At 42.8% G+C, this 17,963-nt stretch carries 16 protein-coding genes; 4 read left to right on the top strand and 12 right to left on the bottom strand.

The features are described 5' to 3' along the window. Positions 1–774, bottom strand: coding sequence for an ABC transporter ATP-binding protein (locus tag KFE17_14785; GenBank protein QUO32042.1), 774 nt, complete (start codon positions 772–774; stop codon positions 1–3). A 199-nt stretch (positions 775–973) separates the two neighbouring features. On the opposite strand from KFE17_14785, the gene KFE17_14780 reads away from it, so the two are divergent. After that, on the top strand, positions 974–1,366 hold the full coding sequence (locus KFE17_14780) for a DUF3783 domain-containing protein (protein QUO32041.1): 393 nt from the start codon (positions 974–976) through the stop codon (positions 1,364–1,366). A gap of 124 nt (positions 1,367–1,490) precedes the next feature. On the opposite strand, the gene KFE17_14775 is transcribed toward KFE17_14780, so the two are convergent. Continuing rightward, positions 1,491–3,224, bottom strand: coding sequence for an ABC transporter ATP-binding protein (locus KFE17_14775; protein ID QUO32040.1), 1,734 nt, complete (start codon positions 3,222–3,224; stop codon positions 1,491–1,493). Next, on the bottom strand, positions 3,217–5,010 hold the full coding sequence (locus KFE17_14770; protein ID QUO33743.1) for an ABC transporter ATP-binding protein: 1,794 nt from the start codon (positions 5,008–5,010) through the stop codon (positions 3,217–3,219). Before KFE17_14770 ends, KFE17_14775 begins: the two co-directional genes overlap by 8 nt. A gap of 148 nt (positions 5,011–5,158) precedes the next feature. On the opposite strand from KFE17_14770, the gene KFE17_14765 reads away from it, so the two are divergent. Next, positions 5,159–5,713 (top strand): prolyl-tRNA synthetase associated domain-containing protein, encoded by a 555-nt coding sequence (locus tag KFE17_14765; GenBank protein QUO32039.1) that lies wholly within the window; start codon positions 5,159–5,161, stop codon positions 5,711–5,713. Positions 5,714–5,810: 97 nt separating this feature from the next. Here KFE17_14765 and KFE17_14760 read toward each other — a convergent pair whose 3' ends face one another. The 4 genes from KFE17_14760 to KFE17_14745 all read right to left on the bottom strand — a co-directional run bounded on the left by KFE17_14760 (position 5,811) and on the right by KFE17_14745 (position 12,491). Further along, positions 5,811–7,019: a metallophosphoesterase gene (locus KFE17_14760; GenBank protein ID QUO32038.1), complete on the bottom strand. Its 1,209-nt coding sequence runs from the start codon at positions 7,017–7,019 to the stop codon at positions 5,811–5,813. Then, positions 7,016–7,654: a nicotinate-nucleotide adenylyltransferase gene (locus KFE17_14755; protein ID QUO32037.1), complete on the bottom strand. Its 639-nt coding sequence runs from the start codon at positions 7,652–7,654 to the stop codon at positions 7,016–7,018. The genes KFE17_14760 and KFE17_14755 overlap by 4 nt, the downstream gene beginning before the upstream one ends. 105 nt (positions 7,655–7,759) lie before the next feature. Beyond that, positions 7,760–10,387: a hypothetical protein gene (locus KFE17_14750; GenBank protein QUO32036.1), complete on the bottom strand. Its 2,628-nt coding sequence runs from the start codon at positions 10,385–10,387 to the stop codon at positions 7,760–7,762. Beyond that, on the bottom strand, positions 10,380–12,491 hold the full coding sequence (locus KFE17_14745; GenBank protein QUO33742.1) for an MMPL family transporter: 2,112 nt from the start codon (positions 12,489–12,491) through the stop codon (positions 10,380–10,382). The genes KFE17_14750 and KFE17_14745 overlap by 8 nt, the downstream gene beginning before the upstream one ends. A 276-nt stretch (positions 12,492–12,767) precedes the next feature. On the opposite strand from KFE17_14745, the gene KFE17_14740 reads away from it, so the two are divergent. Continuing rightward, the gene (locus tag KFE17_14740; protein QUO32035.1) at positions 12,768–13,271 is read left to right on the top strand and encodes a VanZ family protein; all 504 of its coding nucleotides are present in this window, start codon (positions 12,768–12,770) and stop codon (positions 13,269–13,271) included. A 189-nt stretch (positions 13,272–13,460) separates the two neighbouring features. Further along, the gene (locus KFE17_14735; protein QUO32034.1) at positions 13,461–14,546 is read left to right on the top strand and encodes a helix-turn-helix transcriptional regulator; all 1,086 of its coding nucleotides are present in this window, start codon (positions 13,461–13,463) and stop codon (positions 14,544–14,546) included. Between the two features lie 33 nt (positions 14,547–14,579). On the opposite strand, the gene KFE17_14730 is transcribed toward KFE17_14735, so the two are convergent. From KFE17_14730 to KFE17_14710, 5 genes are all read right to left on the bottom strand, one after another. Further along, on the bottom strand, positions 14,580–15,827 hold the full coding sequence (locus tag KFE17_14730; GenBank protein QUO32033.1) for an MFS transporter: 1,248 nt from the start codon (positions 15,825–15,827) through the stop codon (positions 14,580–14,582). 9 nt (positions 15,828–15,836) lie between these two features. After that, positions 15,837–16,190 (bottom strand): molecular chaperone Hsp90, encoded by a 354-nt coding sequence (locus tag KFE17_14725; GenBank protein QUO32032.1) that lies wholly within the window; start codon positions 16,188–16,190, stop codon positions 15,837–15,839. Between the two features lie 15 nt (positions 16,191–16,205). Next, positions 16,206–16,466 carry a DUF3343 domain-containing protein gene (locus KFE17_14720; protein QUO32031.1) on the bottom strand — a complete coding sequence of 87 codons (261 nt, stop codon included), beginning with the start codon at positions 16,464–16,466 and terminating at the stop codon, positions 16,206–16,208. 272 nt (positions 16,467–16,738) lie between these two features. Next, complete coding sequence (locus KFE17_14715) at positions 16,739–17,755, bottom strand: P1 family peptidase (protein ID QUO33741.1); 1,017 nt, start codon at positions 17,753–17,755, stop codon at positions 16,739–16,741. Positions 17,756–17,770: 15 nt separating this feature from the next. Next, on the bottom strand, positions 17,771–17,959 hold the full coding sequence (locus KFE17_14710; protein QUO32030.1) for a (2Fe-2S)-binding protein: 189 nt from the start codon (positions 17,957–17,959) through the stop codon (positions 17,771–17,773). Positions 17,960–17,963: the final 4 nt, after the last annotated feature.

The raw sequence follows: 17,963 nt of genomic DNA, 5'->3' as shown, positions 1-17,963 counted from the left end.
CTATTCTTCCCCCTTGATTCCTTTATAGATTTCAAAAAAGGCATCTTCCAAATCCCCGGTTCCGGTCTGCATCAGCAATTCTTCTACCGTTCCTTCTGCCGCTTTTCTTCCATCGATGATCATGCCGATCCGGTCGCACAGTTTCTCTGCCTCAGACATGATGTGTGTAGAAATAATTACAAGCTTGCCTTCTTCTTTTAATTTCTTCAGATAATCTGTCACGCTTCTTGCTGTAACAATATCGAGTCCATTTGTCGGTTCATCAAAAATAACAATCTCCGGATCATGGACAAGACTGACCGCAATGGCTGCTTTTTGTTTCATACCGGTTGACAGTTCTTTGATCTGCTTATGCGCAAACTCTTTAATTCCAAAATAGGAAAATAACTCTTCTTTTCGCTTTTTCAGCTGCTTCTCCGGAACTTCATGAAGACGTCCAAAAAAGTCAAACATATAATCTGTGGAAAACTGTGGATCAAGCTTAATATCACTTGTAAGAAATCCAATCTGTCTGCGCACTTCTTCGCTTTCCTTCTGTACTTCGTGTCCTCCGACATAGATCTCTCCCTCTGTCGGCTTAATGATCGTAGCAATACAGCGAAGCGTTGTTGTCTTCCCTGCACCATTTGGTCCGAGCAGACCATAGATCTCTCCCGGTTTTGCTGTCAGTTCCAGGTGATCCACCGCCACTTTTTTCGGATTCTTCGTATGCAGTTCCTGCATCTGGCGCTTATTCAGCTTATATACTTTTGTTAAATTACGAATCTCAATCATATATCTTTCCTCCCGATCCAGATAACCTGTAATTGTATTTCTGTATTATTTGTTTAATACAATAATATTATTTGCTTCTTTTGTCAATATATTTATGGATTTTTTCAAAAAATCTTCCGCGTTGACAGAAAAACTGCTCCATGCAATAATACATGTATCTGAATCGAAATTTTTGCGCAAGAAAGGAAACCATATTACTATGATAAAAGAAACTGTATTACTATTTAATTTTCAAGACCGCACTCAGCTTCGCAAGCTGGAAATGCTGCTGCTGCCGATGAAGATCCGTCTGAAAAAAGTAGCAAAAGAAGACTATTTAAAACCACTTGGCAGCTTCGTAAACAGCCCTGATGTCACTTTCTCTGATACATGTTATGACGGAGAAGAACTGCCTGCACCAATGATTGTCTTTGTGAATCTTCCCGGCAGACGTCTCGATACGATACTTGCTGGAATGCGCCGAAATAAAATCGGACCAATTCCTCACAAGGCAATCCTCACACAGACAAATCAGCATTGGAATGTTTTACAGTGTTTCAAAGAAATTGACGCCGAACACAAAGCTATGACAGAATCATCCTCTCTCTCTTAAACAAAAAGGAAGTCTGACACATCTCTCTCCGATGTGCCGGGCTTCCTCTTTTGTCGCAATTTTGTTCTGCCAGACATCAAATATCTATCAGCTTTCTGCCGTCATCTCTGCCTTACGGAACAGTTTAAAACTGACTTTCATACAATTTTTTATAAAATCCATTTTTTTGAAGTAATTCTTCGTGACTTCCCTGCTCAATAATATTTCCCTCTTTCATCACAAGGATTGTATCAGCTTCTTTAATTGTCGAAAGCCGGTGCGCTACAATAAAACTTGTGCGCCCCTTCATCATTCGTTGAAAAGCTTCCTGAATCTTAATCTCTGTGCGCGTGTCGATCGAAGAAGTTGCCTCATCAAGAATCAGCATCGGCGGCAAATTCAACATCACTCTTGCAATACAAAGCAGCTGTTTCTGCCCCTGAGAAAGATTGCCTCCTTCCTCCGTAATCTTCGTATCGTATCCATTCTGCATACGCTTGATAAAACTGTGGGCATGAGCTGCCTTCGCTGCCGCAACAATCTGTTCTCTTGAAGCCTCCGGATATCCATAGGCAATATTTTCTGCAATCGTTCCCGTCTTCAGCCATGTTTCCTGAAGTACCATGCCATACTGGGCTCTCATACTATCCTTTTGTATATCGGCAATGTTATGGCCGCTTAACAGAATCTTCCCTGCATCAATCTCATAAAACCGCATCAACAGATTGATCAGCGTTGTTTTACCGCATCCTGTAGGACCAACAATCGCAATTTTCTGTCCCGGCTTCACATCAAGGTTAAGCTCTTGAAGCAGAGGCACTTCCGGCTGATAAGAGAAGGATACGTCTTTCAGTTTTAAGCTTCCATCAACTTCTTTTAGCGCAGCTGCCCCAGGTGCATCCGGCTCTTCTGCCGGTTCTTCCATAAAGTCAAACACTCGTTTCGCACAGGCAATGGCATTTTGCAGTTCTGTTACTACGCTGGAAATTTCATTAAATGGTTTTGTATACTGATTGGCATATGTCAAAAAACATGAAAGCTGTCCGACAGTAATAGCGCCACCCATAGCCATAACTGCCCCCACAATTCCCACTCCTGTATATACAAGTCCATTTACAAACCTTGTACTTGGATTCGTAATGGATGAGAAAAAGGTTGCTTTCAAACTGCAGCTTTGAAGTCTGACATTAATTTCATCAAACCGCTCCGTCGCTCGTCTGCCATATCCAAATGCCTGTACGACTTTCTGGTTTCCTACCATTTCATCCACAAGCGCTGTCATTTCCGCCCTTGTCTCAGATTGTTTTTGGAACATCGTATAGGTTCGTTTTGCAATGAAACTTGCTACAAATAAGGACAGTGGTGTAATCAAAATGACTACAAGAGATATCTGCACATTAATGGCCAGCATAAAACCAAGTGTCCCAAAGATTGTGACAAGACCTGTAAAAAGCTGTGTGAACCCCATCAAGAGTCCGTCAGAAAACTGCTCCACATCCGTAATGATCCGGCTGATCGTCTCACCGTACTGATGTGAATCCACATATTTTAGCGGAAGCACCTGAAGTCTCGCAAAAGCCTCTGTTCTTACATCTTTTACCACACAGTAAGTAATTCTGTTATTGCACAGATTCATAAGCCACTGAGCCGCTCCGGTCATACAAATAATTACCGCAAGCTTTTTCAAAATAGGAAAAATCGCTGCAAAATCAACCTTTCCCTCTGCCAAAATATAGTCTACAGCATCTCCTACCAGAATCGGAGCATATAGCGTCGTTCCGACAGTTATCACCGCAAATACCAGTGAACAAACTACAAACAAGCGATAAGGACGGATTCGTTTTAATATCTTTTTTATTGTCTCTTCCTGTTTACGCATGATGCTCCACCTCCTCTTTCGAAAGCTGAGAATAACAGATTTCCTGATACACCTGACAGGATGCCAGAAGTTCTTGATGTGTTCCCTTTCCTGCGATTCTTCCGTCATCCATAACAAGAATCTGATCTGCCTGCATAATAGAGGCTGCCCGCTGTGATACAATAAACACCGTCATTCCTTCGGTATCCTCTGCGATTGCCCTGCGAAGTTTCGCATCTGTAGCAAAATCAAGTGCAGATGCACTGTCATCCAGAATCAAAATCTTCGGTCGTCTCACAAGCGCCCTCGCAATCGTCAGACGCTGTCTCTGTCCACCGGACAGATTCTTTCCGCCTTCACTGACCACGGTGTCCAATCCGTCTTTTTTCCCTTCAATAATTTCTCTGCCCTGGGCAGTTGTCAGCGCCTGCATCATCTCTTCTTCCGAAGCGTTTTCCTTTCCCATACGCAGATTGTCCCGAATTGTGCCATGAAACAGAACAGCCTTTTGCGGAACAACTCCAATCCGTTTCCGCAAAGTTTCCAGAGAACTTTCTTTTACCGGCATTCCATTTACTTTTACCCATCCGGCTGTCGCATCATAGAATCTCGGAATCAGATTCACAAGCGTAGACTTACCGGATCCTGTACCGCCAATGATTCCGATTACTTCCCCTTTCTTTGCAGAAAACGTAATATCACTGAGCGCCTCCTCCTTTGCTCCTGCATAGGTAAAGTTTACATGATTCATTTCCACTGCCGGCGCCTCCTGTGTTTCGTTTCCGCATGTATCTTCCGCTTCACGCCCAGACGAATTTGCCTCCTTGCTTTCTGTCCGACCAGCTCCAATGCCGGAGCAGATACTCGGCTTTAACGCAAACACTTCGTTGACACGTCCTGCCGATGCCAGCGCTTTTGTAAAAGACACGATGAGATTCGCCAATGCTACAAGCGCAATCAGAATCTGTGTCATGTAATTGACAAGGGCAATCACTTCTCCCTGAGTAATACTTCCTCCAAACACTCTTTTGCCACCAACCCAGACAATTGCAATTGTTGCCGCATTTACAATAATGTAAGTCATCGGATTCAGCGCTGCCGAAATCTTACCAACAAGCATCTGCATTCGCATGAGCATATCACTTTCTTCCTCAAACTGCTTCTGCTCTTCCTTCTGCGTGCGAAATGCCCGAATCACGCGGATACCGGCCAGATTTTCTCTTGTTGTCAGAAGTACCTGATCCAATCCTTTTTGTACGTTTCGATAAAGCGGGATTGTTATCAGCATAATGCCATAAATAACAACTGCCAGAAGCGGCACTGCTACGACAAATACGAGCGCAGCCTGAAAATCAATCGTAAACGCCATCACCATAGCTCCCACTACAATAAACGGGGAGCGAAGGAGCAGCCGCAGCACCAGATTTACTCCTGACTGTACCTGATTGATATCACTTGTCATGCGTGTTACAAGAGTAGAACTTCCAGCCTGATCAATCTCTGTATAAGAAAGGGCTTCAATATGCGCAAACAGATCATGCCTGAGCTCTGTTCCAAATCCAATGGCTGCCTTTGCTGCAAAATACTGTGCAGTCAGCGAGCAAGTAAGCCCAAGCACACCAAGAAATACAAGAACGCCTCCCATTTTTAATATATATCCCATGTCCTGATTCTTAATCCCCACATCAATAATATCTGCCATGACAAGGGGAACGATTAATTCAAAACATGCCTCAAGCAGCTTAAACAGCGGCCCGATAATACTCTCTTTTTTATACCTTTTTAAATACGGTAATAATCGAAACATATGCTCTCTTCTTCCTTTCTCTGCTGCCGATTTAACCGGCGGCAGTTTCTTGTACATTATACGTCCTGAATTGACTTTACACAAGCGATTATGCTATACTTTTCCCAAATTACTATACGAAATCATACTTGAATAAAGGAGGATATTTATGTATATCGATAAGACATTATACACAACTGCCCCATCTGCTGAAGGACGTCTTGAAAAAGAAATGCGGGTATATGAACTGTTAGATCAACTTCAGATTTCATATACCAGAATTGACCACGAACACGCAGATACGATTGAGGACTGCGCTGCCATTGAAACATTACTTGGCACACAGATCTGCAAGAATCTCTTTCTCCGCAACCGCCAGGCAACCAATTTTTATCTGCTCTTAATGCCGGGAGACAAACGTTTTCTTACAAAAGAGCTCTCCAAGCAGCTTGGTATTTCCCGCCTCTCTTTTGCAGAGCCGGAATATATGGAGCAGTATCTTAACACAACGCCCGGTTCTGCAAGCATTCTCGGTCTTATGAATGATCCGGAACACCATGTACAGTTAGTCATTGATGAAGATCTTCTGAAACAGGATGTGATTGGCTGCCATCCTTGCATCAACACAAGCAGCCTCAATCTTAAAACAGTCGATATTTTAGAGAAATTCTTACCACATACCGGCCATTCTTACGCAGTTGTAACACTGACCGGCGAGGCATAACATTTACCTGCAATTAAGGCAGATACCAATGCGTCCGCATCTGTGTATCTGCCTTTTTATCTGCTTTTTATCTTCTTAATTAAAATTATTTTCTCCATTAAGGCTGCCTGTTCTCTGGCTGAAAGTTTACATCAATCATAACGATCTCACTGTCTGTTCCAACTCTCATATTCGGTCCGAATAATCCGATTCCGGATGTAACAATATTATGCATCCCGTCTTTATTCAGATAACCGTATGGATTCTCCCACAGAAACGGCATGATAAGATTTCCCGGAAACATCTGCCCATTATGTGTATGACCGCAGAGATCCATATCAATTCCCGCATCTGCCAGTTCCTGAAGATCACTCGGCTCATGATCAATTACAATAAGCGGTTTAGAAAGGTCCAATCCTTCGATTAATTCTTTAGGAGTTTTTCTCTGTTCTATCCCCCTGCCAGGCACTTTCGCGTCAGGTCTTCCGCAAAGATAAAACGCATCATCAATACAAACTGCTTCGTCCCTCAACAGTATAATTCCTGCCTCTTCCAGAAATTTATCCATTCGTTCATCACTCATTTTCTTCTGATCGCTGTCAAATGTAAATCCTGCCAGAATCTTCTCTTGAATATCATGGTTACCATAGCAGGCATATACTCCATATGTGCTTTCGATACTCCGGAAAATTTGAATCAATTCTTCCGGATCATCCAGCGCTTCGTATTCATTGTCAAAAATATCTCCTGCAATACATACAAGATCCGGCTGCTGCGCGTTGATCTTCTTTGCCATCTCGCGCATCTGCCATGTGCCAATGCTGTATCCAAGATGAATGTCTGCTACAAGAGCAATCTTCAGTTCTTCTCTTCCGGCACACCTTTTTTCTACAGTTACCTCATAGGGAGTAGTCCGGATATGGCGCACATGAAGTACCCCATACACGGAAACCGATGCGATCAGAATCACGCAGCATGTTCCTGTAATCACAAAGGTTCTGCGGGAACGAAGTTTTTCTTGTGGAATCCAGCGTATTCGTTTCAGGAAAAAACGTCCCAAATCTACGATAACAATCACAAGAATCATGTAAAGAGAAACACCAAGCCAGTAATTCCCAAAACATTTGAAAAATCTCTGCGCCATAGAAGGTTTCAGGAAAAATCCAATTCCAAGAGACAACGCAGAAAATGTATATACGATTCCGATGAAAATTCTGATCCACTTTTTCTTAAAATGCCTGCTGCAGGCGCTCATATAGCGGATTCCCCACCGAAATACATACAGATTGACGAGTACATACAACGGAAACAGATATACTGCTATCATACGTTCGCTTCTTCCTCTTTTTCTTGCAGTGTGTTCTCCCGGCGCTCTTTCTCCTGCTGTTCTTTTTCTTCAAGCATCTCTTCTTCTGCCAGACACTTGATTCTTTCATCCAGGCCATGTGTCACAACATATTCATAAGTTGTCCGGGGTACAAGGTGACTCCACGGAAGGTTACAAACAATCTTACTTCTGACCTCCGTTGCCGTAGTTCCCTTCTCCTCTTCCGGACGATTCCAGAGAACTTCTACTTTCACTCCGAGATCTTCCAATATCTTCTTCTTTTCCTCTCCCCACTTATCACAGATACTCATGAAAAATGTGGCATCTTTCGGCGCATACTGTAAAATATATTCCGGACGGTTAATCGGGAACGGAATAATATCAAATTCCTCTCTCTTCACACCAAAATCAAGCAGCGCTGCCTGAATCATCTCCATTCGCTCATAATATGTGAGTGGGTTTGCCGTTTTTTTAGAACGTTTTTTATCATTTTCACTTTCTTTAATGTAAGAATCATCCGGATTGCTGATTCCCACATATAATTTCTTACATCTCATTTTCGCCGCAAGCAGATATTCCATATGCTTTAAATGCAGTATCTGAAAACGGCCATGAATTACTCCAACATCTACCATTGTTCTTATCCCCTTTTTGTCTTTCCTATTTATCATAAAACAAAAAAACCGGTTTGGCAACCATGCCAAACCAGTTTTCCCAATGCTTTTTCCTATAGTATTGCTCTACTTATTTACCTCTACAGTTTCCGTTTCAAAAATAAATTTCACTTCACCGGACATATCTTCCGAAATTCCGCTAAACGATTCATAGTTTTCTGAAAGATCTGCCAGACTCTTCAAGCGATCGAATACATTTTCCAGATCTCCGGTAAGCACATCAGAAATCTTCTCGATTCCTTCTTCGTTAAATTCTTTCATACCGTCTGCCAGTTTATCTGCTCCTTCTGACAGTTCATCTATTCCGGAAAGGAGCTTAGATGTACCGGATTTCAATGTATCAGTGCCGGCTGCAAGCTGAGAAGTTCCGGCTGCAAGAGCAGAAGCTCCTGTCAAAAGTGTTGGTGTTCCTTCTTTTAACTTATTCGCCCCAACAATCAAATCCTTTCCTGACATTTTCAGAAGACTGCTTCCGCTTAACAGCTGGCTGTCATTAGCCTGAAGTGTCTGGAAGCCGCCAAGAAGCTGATTGACACCTTCTTCTGTCTTAGATGCCAGCAAAACAGAATTGTCCGTCAATGTGTCCACTGCCTCTGCTGCATTTCCTGCACCTGCTTTCAATGCATTTGCTCCCTCTGACAGCTGTTTTAATCCATCTACTAACTGTTTTGCCGGATCTCCGGCATTGTCAAGCATTTCTGACATGGCATCCATTTTTGCTGCCGCCGCATCCATCTGTGCAGCTCCTTCTGTCAATCCTTTTATCAGTTCACTGTCTGCTCCGAGTTTTTTCGCCCCTTCCGTCAGCGCTGTTCCACCGGCTTCAAGCTTTGCTGCACCGGCTGTAAGAGATGCAGATGCTCCCTGTAACGCCTGCGCCACCTGGCCTCCCTCTGCAAACGGATTTGCGACAGATACTTCCGGAAGATCTACCGATACACTTCCCACTTCCACTGTGCCCGCAGAAGCGCTTACTTCATTTCGCACTGTTGCTGCTGCCGCTTCTGCTACAGCTTCGTCTGTACCTGCAGCAAGAAGCTGACTTTTTACTTGTTCCGCTGCTTTTTCTGCACATGCATTTACTTCATCTGTCTGCGCCTGCAGCTTTGCATTTGCTTCCTGCTCTGTTTTTTCCAGCGCTGCATCTACCTGATTCTGTGTATCTGCCTCTGCTGCCTGAAGTTTTGCATTCACTTCTGCCACAGACTGATTTACCGCTCCGGAAGCCGTTGTCAGTACCTTACTAAGTTCTGTCAGCTGCTTGCCTGATGTACTCATTCCTGCTCCGGCCTCCTGCATCGCTTTCGCCCCATTCCCAATTCCGGAAGCAGCCTGACTAATTGCTTCCTTCGCAGAAGTTAATCCATTTCCAAGTAATTTTATCTGTTTCGATAATGTTTTCAGATTTTCAGCGCTCATCATTGGTGCAAGCTGCTTTGTTTCTTCATAAATCTTCTCCGCACCAACCGCAAGCTTTTCAGCACCGGCCTCTAGTCCTTCTTCTCCAAATGCTCCATTTTGGAATGCGGTGATTCCTTCTGATAGTTTCCGTACGTTTTCCGAAAGAACCGGAAGGCTCTTAGACGCTCCATGCTGAATTGTTCCAACGCCTTCGACATATGCTGTGATTCCATCAGACAGTGTGGAAGCGCCCTCTGTATAGGCTGCTACTCCTTCCACCAGCTGTCCGGTTCCCGATGTATATGTCTCTAACCCTCCGTACAATGTTCTGGCGCCTGCATTTACCTGACTGACTCCTGAGACCAGTGTATCGATTCCCGAGGCAAATTCAGATGATTTTTCTTTTAACGTCCGTACTCCGTCTGCCAGCGTAGAACTGCCGTCTACAAGTTTAAGTGATGCATCTGTCAATTCGTTTACTTTATCCGTCAGTTCATCCAGATTGTCTGCATCACTGAATCCAAGCTCTGCAAAGGCATCTGCACTTCCTACAGTAAAAATCGAACCCATTTCAAATTCTGTCACATCTGCCGTAATCGTTAAGCTCTCCGGAATTTCAAGTGTATCCTCCTCTGTCAGATCAAGGCTTTCCGTCAGTCCCGGAAGTGCTGCTCCCGCAACAATCTGTCTGCTTGCATCGGAAATGACTTTCCCGTGATCAATCTCAATATTTTTGAAATGCTCTGTCGGGAAAATGCCTCCTGTCAGCATTAAAAACGGTACGCACATTTCTGTCTGTGTTCCATTTACATCTACCACCTGACGCGTCCGGTTTGTATAAGTAATCTTCATCTCCATATGGCCGCTCTTACCTGCCATCTCTTCCGGTGTCATTTCTCTTCCGTCTAATGTATAAGTAATCTTCATCGTTACCGGAAGTTCCTTTGTACTTTCTCCCTGATAATAAATATCTTCTCCTGCTGCATCCCATACAAGTGCTTCTCCATTTTGTGCAAAGGTTTCTTCTCCTTTCACATTCTGGATATTGGAAAGAGAAGACTGATCTTCGATTTTTTCCTTCGCCGCTTCATTTTTCAGCCAGTCAGAGACTGTAATTTTCTCTACACTTCCGTCTGCTCCTGTATTCACATAAACGGATTCATCTTTATATTGTCTCTTTACATTCGTTTCATCCTGATCTGCAGCCATTACGCACATACCGCAGCCTGATACAGAGACTGATGCTGCTGCGATCATAGCCATACGTTTTTTCCAATTCTGATTTCTATTCATAACAAGTTTCCTTCCTTTCCGTCTGCTGTTTCTTCTCTTTTTTTGGTAAAAAACCGATAGAAGTTCTAACGATTACCGGATCAAATACCATAAACATTGCCGGTAATACAAAAATTACAACAATCGTACTGATAACTGCACCTCTGGAAAGCAGAGTACAGATCGAACCGATCATATCCACCTGTGAATACAGGCTGACACCATAAGTTGCTGCAAAGAAACTGATACCACTGATCATAATAGACTTCATTGAAGTTTTATGTGCAATGCTGATCGCATCCATCTTACTTCTGCCGCGATATCTTTCTTTCTGGTAACGGCTTGTCATCAGAATCGCATAGTCTACCGTAGCTCCCAGCTGAATCGTTCCAATTACGATACTTGCCACAAATGGAAGTTCCGTACCGGTATAGAACGGAATTGCCATATTCACAAAAATCGCAAACTCAATAACTGCTACAAGAATGACCGGCAGTGAAATGGATTTAAACACAAACATAATAATCAGGAAGATTGCCGCAATCGAAATCATATTCACGTTTCTCAAATCGATATCTGTCACATCAGCAAGGTCTTTTGTCAGAGGAGCCTCTCCAATCACCATAGAACCTCTGCTGTAAGATTTCACGATTTTATCAATAGCATCAATCTGCTTATTAACTTCATCTGTCGCCGTCTTGTATTCGGAACAGATGAACTCCATTTCGTACTCATCACTTTGCATCAGCTCTTTTATGTCAGACGGAATCATAGAGGATGGGACTCCCGGTCCAATAATAGAATCAAGTCCTAATGCCCATTTCACACCGTCTACTTTCTCAATCTCATTTAACATGCTCTCTTTCTCTTTGCTGCTCATACCGTTTTTCACAAGCACCATGTGCACGTTATTCATTTTAAAATCTTCCTGCAGCTTCTTATTCGCCACATTACTCTCAAGAGATGCCGGAAGTGACTTATCAATGTTGTAGTATACTTTTACATTATTATTTCCGTAAACTGCAGGCACGATCAGAATCAGGAAAATCACAAGCCAGAGTTTCTCGTGCTTTGTAATAAATGCAGAAATCCGATCCATATTCGGGATCAATGCTTTATGCTTTGTTTTTTCAATCAGTTTATCAAAGATCAATATCATAGACGGAAGGAGTGTAACACAGCAAAGCACACCGATTACAACGCCCTTTGCCATGACAATACCAATATTCATTCCAAGCTTAAATGTCATAAAGCAAAGTGCTACAAAACCTGCGATCGTCGTAACAGAACTTCCAACAACCGATTTAAATGTATTTGCAATCGCATGCCCCATAGCCCGTTCTTTCTGTCCCGGAAAACGAAGCTTATTATCTTCATAACTATTCAGAAGGAAGATAGAATAATCCATCGTCACACCAAGCTGAAGTACCGCTGTCAGCGCCTGTGTAATATAAGAAATCTCCCCAAGAAAAAGATTGCTTCCCAGATTGTATAAAATCGCAGCTCCAATACTGATCAGAAATAATACCGGAACAACGAAAGATTCCATTGTAAGTCCCAGTACAATGAGACAAAGGACTGCTGCAATGACAACATACATTGGCATTTCTTTCAATGACAGATTTTTAATATCTGTAACAATTCCTGTCATACCGCTGATGAAACACTCTTTTCCAACAAGATCTCTCATCTGGCTTACCGCCTCCATAGAAGTATCTGAAGAAGTCGTATCATCAAACATAACTGCCATCATCGTAGCATTTCCCTGAAACAATACATCCCGAATCTTTTTCGGAAGCATATCTGCCGGCATGGAAAGATCTGCCACACTGTCATACCAGAGTACCTTCTCTACATGATCAATCCCCTCAATCTTTTCTTTCAATGCAGCCACGTTCTTCAAAGGCATATCTTCTACAACCACCATAGAAAATGCACCTGTTCCAAACTGATCTACCATGATTTCCTGTCCTTTGACTGTTTCCAGATCTTCCGGAAGATAACTCAGAATATCGTAATTTACCTTTGTACGCGAGATACCGATTCCAGCCGGAACAAGTAACACAATCGCCAGCAGGAAGAAAAACCATTTCCATTTGGCAATTTTCTTACCTATCTTTACCATCATTTTCATACACCCTTTCCATTTATGACTAATAGTCATTTATTTCATACTATGGTATACGCTTAAAATGACTAAAAGTCAACTACTTCATTTTCAATTTAATAAACTTTTAACAAATTGACTATCAGTCATAAATTTTCTATAAATAAATCAAAAGATCTTAAGAAAATTGTATGAATTTCTTTAGAAAATCGTATCCGTTTCATTATTGAAGTATTCTCTTTTCTTATGTTACAATGCTTTGCGAAGAATTTCATAACTCAGGAGGAAAATTACATGAAACTTCAGAACAAAAAAATAACCATATTTTTGTTTGGTATTTATTTTGCCGCATTGATCTGGATTATCTTATTTAAAATGGATCTGTCCATCCTCTCTTTTCGCCAGCCACGCAGCATGAATCTCATTCCATTTTCTGCATCTGCGATTTCTAACGGCACTATTGATTTATCTGAGCTCTTAAACAACATACTGATTTTTATTCCTTGCGGGATTTATGCCTGTATGTTGCTCCCGGAACGTTCTTTTTTCATTAAAGTACTTCCGGCATTTTTCATAAGTCTTGGTCTGGAACTCTTTCAGTTTCTTCTTGCAGTCGGCGCCTGTGATATTACAGATCTGATCAATAATACCTTCGGAGGAATCATAGGTATTATCCTATATTGGATCTTTTCAAAAATATTCAAAAAGCACACCAATGCCATCATAAATCTCCTGGCATTCACTGCCACAACACTCATGCTTGCCTTTATTGCCATACTTCTTATTGGAAATGCATAAGGAATCTCCGGTCTGCCTTGATCGTGCCGCAACAAACAGTGAAATAAACTAACAGTTAAATTTTCTATTCAAAAATGAACATACAATCAATTGTGGCGTTTCCTGCTGCTTGATATAATAACTATATGAAAAATCAACAAACAGGAATCTGGTTTAACGCATGGAATCAATGCATGAGGTAGGTAGCATATGAAAATAAATGAAATGATTAAACAAAAACGTATCGAACAGAAACTGACACAGGAACAGGTCGCAAAATATCTTGGCGTATCGACGCCTGCTGTGAACAAATGGGAAAAAGGAACTTCTTACCCGGATATTACCCTTTTACCTCCACTGGCACGATTGCTGCATACTGATCTGAACACGCTGCTTTCTTTCCACGAAACACTCACTGACCGGGAAATTTCATTATTTCTCAATGATTTATCCGCAATTGCAGACCGAGACGGATTTCAAACCGCTTACGATACAGCCTTAGAGAAAATCCGCCTCTTTCCGACTTGTGATTCTTTGATTTTAAACAGCGCTCTCTTTTTGGAAGGATGCCTTATTTATAAGAAGGGACATCCTTCCAAAGACACAGAACAATATCAGGAAAAAATCGAAAACCTTTTTCTTCGCGCCGCTGAAAGTAATGATCTTAATGTCAGAAGTCAGGCACAGGCACAACTCATTTCCAAATACATCGAACGTAAAGAGTATGAGCAGGCACAGACACTGATCGATCAGCTGCCGGATGCTATCTGGACAGATAAAAAACAGCTGCAGGCGAATCTCTTCATTGCCAGCGAACGCTACAGCGACGCCGCAAAGCTGGCCGAAGAAAAACTGCTGTCACAGGCTTCCGAACTGCACTGTACACTTATAACACTTTTGGAAATTGCACTCAAGGAACAGCGGAATGAAGATGCCGAATATATTGCAAATGTTTCCAAATCGACTGCAACGGCGTTGGATCAATGGGAGTATGCAGCCTATGTAGCTCATTTTCAGCTCCACTGTGCCAGAAAAGAAAGAATCAAAACACTGAAAACTTTCCTTCAAATGATTCGCTCACTTTCAAAAAAATGGGATCTGAATGCCTCTCCCCTCTATCGCCATATCAAAACAAAGTCTGTCGATACAGCTTTTGGCAGCACAATAAAGAAGACTCTTCTCAACTCACTGAAGGAAGAACCGGAATATGATTTTCTAAATATCAGTGAAAACATCAGCGAAGACACCCTGTCTGAGCTTTTAGCTGCAGAAGAAGAAAAGGAATTGCACCATTAGAAACAGACTCCACAAGAAAAAAACGGAAAGAGCTTATCTCGCTCTCTCCGTTTTTTTCCATATAATATAATTTATCCCAATACATACAAGTGGAAACAAAGCTGCAAGCAGCAGACCGATTCGAAGTCCCGCCTGCTCCGGAGTCAATCCTGCAATCCCAAATACATTTGTGACGCCGGATACCGCAACTGTATCTGTAATCCTTCCAATCAGAAAAGAACCTGCAGAAGCACCCACATCTCCTCCGGCAGACAGAAGGGCAAACATCGATGCACCTGCCAACGGAAGTTCCCGCGCTGCAATCACAACACTTCCCGGCCATAGAAGGCTCACACACAGTCCTGTTAGAATACACGCTGCAATTCCAATACATGGATTATGACTTACTGCAGCTATCACATAACAAACGGTTCCTGCAGAAGCGCCTAAAATCATAACTTTATGAATAGAAATCCGGTCTCCCCAGATTCCATAAGAAGTTCTTCCAATGGCAAGCATTAAAGAAAAACCACAGACACCAACCATATCTCCTAAAATTTTCGGCAAATTTAGTCCCCGTTCTATAAACGCAGAAGACCACTGTGCCATTACAACTTCAGCAGATCCTCCCGTAATGATCGCCAACATCACAAGCAAAAAAACCGGACTTCGAAACAGTTCCCGCACTTTCATGGCTTTCGCTCCACTTACTTTCTGATAAAGTGGAACTTTCGCAAATAACCATACATTCACAAGCGGAACAGCCGCCCAGATACAGGCAATCACCTGCCAGTATTTGGCCTCAGCAAAATAGACAAAAAGCGTAGTAGTCAGTACTCCAAAAATCTGTCCCCACGCAAAACAGGAATGCAGCATACTCATGCGCTTTCCTTTTTCTTCTTCCGGAATCGGAAGTGCATCCATAATCGGACTTAACAGAAGCTCCTGAAGTCCAGCGGCTGCTGCAAACACAAACATTCCAAAGCAAAATCCCGGAAATGGATGCCCGGGAAACAAAAACGGTGCCATCGCAAACAAAAACAGCCCAAGTGCACTTAAAACCGGCGCTCCAATTGCGAAGCGCCGAAATCCATATCGTTCTACCGGTTTGCTAAACAATACATCACTGCATACCTGTGTAATAAAATTAATCGTCAACAGCAATGCAAACTGCGTGTAACTAATTCCATACAACGTGCGAATCGGAATAAACAGCACTGCAAAAATTGATCCGGCTGATTGAAAAAAATTCCCAAGATAACAGGCTTTGATCGTATCTCTGTAAGTAAATTCCTTTTTCATCTGTCTTTCTTACAGCAAATCCTTTCTCTCCAAAATTGCTTCTACCGCTGCACATGCCGGACAATCACAGTATTTTGCTCCTGCTGCTTTGATTTCCCTTGCGTGGGCTGCCACTTCTTTTGCATGATCCGCACCAAATACACCTGCACCTGCTTCTGACTCTGCAAATGCGATCAGACCATCCACCGTCACGATATCTTCCTCAAGCTCTGCAATATATTTCTTTGTCTCTTCTTCCTGACGCTCTGTTCCAAGTGCATCAAGCCAGGCCTGTGCTGCTGCTTTTGCCTCTGCACTGCAGGAAAATGCAGCAATCAGTTCTTCTGTTTTTTCTTTTACAAAATTAACCGCTTCCTGATTCATCTTTCTTTCCTCCTCTTAACAATACTGATCTCTGTTTGGATTCACATCTTTTTCAAGGGCTGTAATCCCAATTATCTCCACACCCTTCTCCCGAATACACGCCTTTACCTGCTCCAACTCCTCTTCTTTTACAATCAGCGAAATCCCGCAGCACTTGCTTGCCTGCCTGGGCGTCGGTGAAATCTGAGACTTCAGCCCTGCTGCCCGCAGCGCACGGTGGAGACGCATTCCATTGTCATGATTCGGGAACAATACATAATGCACCGTTTCTTTCATATCATTCTACCACTAGTTATTAAGCATTTCAATAAACGCGCTGATTCTTGTTCGAAGCTGCTGCGCATCACTGTCCGTATAATCTGTCTCAATACCAAGTTAATGTTGTAAGCACCCTTCTTCAAATGCTCAAACATCGCCTCTGCAACCCCGGGCGCCTTTGAAAATGACGTACTCCCATTGTCAAAATAAATTTGTTCTGCCATATTCGTTCTTGTCTCCTTCACTTTCTTGCTTAGATAAATCATATCAGATCTATGGAAACATTATTGTTATAAGCAATGGCTCAAAAATTCTTCCTCCGGAATCACTGACATACGGACCGCTTTCACAATCGCCTGCTCCATCACTTTTTCACTGAGAAATCCCGCAAGATTTATATCACACGTCTCTTTTCCGATACTGCATGCATAAATACTGTCTCCATCTGCCATCGTTCCAACCGGTTCAATACATCTGGCATAAGCATTTCTTGTCATTGACGCAATTTTATTTAGTTTCGCCTTATCGAACTTGGCATTCGTTATCACACAACCGATTGTCGTATTCATCCGTGCCTCATCATTCCAGACTTTCTCTTTATTTTCCGCTGTTTGAAACAAACTTGTCGGCGCCATTACCATCTGGCAAAACTGTCTTCCGATATCCTCAAAACTCTCACGCTTCGAATCCATCAAACCAGCCAGTTTTTCTCCGCTGTCCGGATCATACACATCGCCAAATGCATTCACAACAACAACTGCCGCAAATTTTAATGCTCCCATCTGAACTGCATGAATTCCAAGGCCCGACTTGGATGCCTGACGCATTCCACATAATTTTCCAACGCTGGCTCCAATACCGGCGCCAACATTTCCCATCTTAGTATCACTGCCTTTCAATGCACGCTCACAGGCTGCATATCCCATCTCAGCGCCTGGACGCACATCATTTCGTCCATATCCAAGATCATAAATACATGACTGGCACACAAGCGGTACACGCGCATAACCGGTAGCAAATCCAATCCCACGCTCTTCCAGACATTTCATAACTCCATCGCTTGCAGCCAGTCCAAATGCACTCCCGCCAGAAAGTACAACTGCATTCAGCGGATTGTCTGCAGTCATACTATCTGTCAGCGGTGTTTCTCTGGAAGCCGGCCCGCCTCCGCTGATATCGCATCCGGTCTGTGCTCCATTTTCAAAATAAAGCACACTGACTCCTGTCTTTGCCTCATCATCCTCAGCATGCCCAATGGAAACTCCTTCCATCTCCTGAAATGGAATTTCACGGATCCATTCTGTCATTTCTGATAATTTCATTTACCGGTCACGCTCCTCTACCAAATCCCGCACAAAACATCGAATAAAATCCTGACATTTTCCACAGCCTGTCCCAAACTTTGTCATCTGCTGCACTTCTTCAAAGGTACTTGCCCCCGCTTTCACAGCATCTTCAATCATTCCATATGTCACATTTTTACAGTGACATGCTTCCTTCGCTCGATTCATACCG

Source organism: Faecalicatena sp. Marseille-Q4148 (genome assembly GCA_018228665.1).
Taxonomy (GTDB): domain Bacteria; phylum Bacillota; class Clostridia; order Lachnospirales; family Lachnospiraceae; genus UBA9414.
The sequence above is the reverse complement of the archived record's forward strand: the minus strand, read 5'-3'. Positions and strand labels throughout refer to the sequence as shown.